The 1,885-nt window shown below is 66.4% G+C and carries 1 protein-coding gene; it reads left to right on the top strand.

The window, feature by feature from the left end; genetic code table 11:
* The coding region (gene acs, locus ACGF7Y_RS36445; RefSeq protein WP_393242482.1) for an acetate--CoA ligase at positions 1-1,885 on the top strand (1,885 nt) is incomplete at both ends.

Genomic DNA, 1,885 nt, shown 5'->3' with positions numbered 1-1,885 from the left:
TACCCGCCGAGCGCGGAGTTCGCCGCTCAGGCGAACGCCGACGCGGGGTTCTACCAGCGGGCGGCGGCCGATCGGGAAGCATTCTGGGCCGAGCAGGCCGGGCGGTTGCACTGGCACCAACCATTCACCCAGGTGCTGGACTGGACCGACGCGCCGGTAGCGAAATGGTTCGTCGGCGGAAAACTCAACGTCGCCTACAACTGCGTGGACCGCCACGTCCTGGCCGGCCACGGCGACCAGATCGCCATCCACTGGGAAGGCGAACCCGGCGACTCCCGCACCCTCACCTACCAGCAACTGCTCGACGAAGTATCCCGCGCCGCCAACACCCTCACCGAACTCGGCCTGCAAGCCGGCGACCGCGTCGCGATCTACATGCCCATGGTCTGCGAAGCCATCATCGCCATGCTCGCCTGCGCCCGCCTCGGCCTCACCCACTCCGTCGTCTTCGCCGGATTCTCCCCCACCGCCCTACGCCAACGCGTCGACGACGCCCGCGCCCGCCTCATCATCACCACCGACGGACAATGGCGCCGCGGCAAACCCGCCCCCCTCAAAGAAGCCGTCGACGAAGCCCTCTACGCCCACGGCGACACCCCCTCCAGCGTCGAACACGTCCTGGTCGTACGCCGCACCGGCACCGAAGTCCCCTGGACCGACGGCCGCGACCTGTGGTGGCACGACACCGTCACCACCGCCTCCCCCCACCACCACGCCCAACCCTTCGACGCCGAACACCCCCTGTTCATCCTCTACACCTCCGGCACCACCGGAAAACCCAAAGGCATCCTGCACACCACCGGCGGCTACCTCACCCAAACCGCCTACACCCACCACACCGTCTTCGACCACAAACCCGGCCACGACACCTACTGGTGCACCGCCGACATCGGCTGGGTCACCGGCCACAGCTACATCGTCTACGGCCCCCTCGCCAACCGCACCACCCAAATCGTCTACGAAGGCACCCCCAACTCCCCCACCCAACACCGCCACTTCGAAATCATCGAAAAATACGGCGTCACCATCTACTACACCGCCCCCACCCTCATCCGCACCTTCATGAAATGGGGCAGGCAGATTCCCGACGCCCACGACCTGTCCAGCATCCGGCTCCTGGGCTCGGTCGGCGAACCCATCAACCCCGAAGCATGGCGCTGGTACCGCGAAGTCATCGGCGCCGGCCGCACCCCCATCGTCGACACCTGGTGGCAAACCGAGACCGGCGCCATCATGATCTCCCCCCTGCCCGGCGTCACCGCCACCAAACCCGGCGCCGCCATGACCCCACTACCCGGCATCAGCGCACGAGTCGTCGACGAAGAAGGCAAACCGGTCGGACACGGAGAAACCGAAGCCAACGGCTACCTCGTACTCGACCAGCCCTGGCCATCGATGCTGCGCGGCATCTGGGGCGATCCACAACGTTTCCGCGAAACCTACTGGGAACGCTTCGCCGAACAAGGCTGGTACTTCGCCGGCGACGGCGCCAAACTCGACACCGACGCCGACCTATGGATCCTCGGCCGCGTCGACGACGTCATGAACGTCTCCGGCCACCGAATCTCCACCGCCGAAGTCGAATCCGCCCTCGTCGCACACCACACCATCGCCGAAGCCGCCGTCGTCGGCGCCACCGACCCCACCACCGGCCAAGGCATCGTCGCCTTCGTCATCCTCACCGCACACACCCAACCCACCCCCACCCTCATCGACGACCTCAAAACCCAAGTCGCCCACGAAATCAGCCCCATCGCCAAACCCCGCGAAATCCACATCGTCCCCGAACTCCCCAAAACCCGCAGCGGCAAAATCATGCGCCGCCTCCTACGCGACATCGCCGAAGGACGCGAACTCGGCGACACCTCCACCCTCGTCGACCCGA

The organism is Nocardia sp. NPDC047654, assembly GCF_043205035.1.
Lineage (GTDB): Bacteria > Actinomycetota > Actinomycetes > Mycobacteriales > Mycobacteriaceae > Nocardia.
This window is presented reverse-complemented; position numbering and strand designations above follow the sequence as displayed.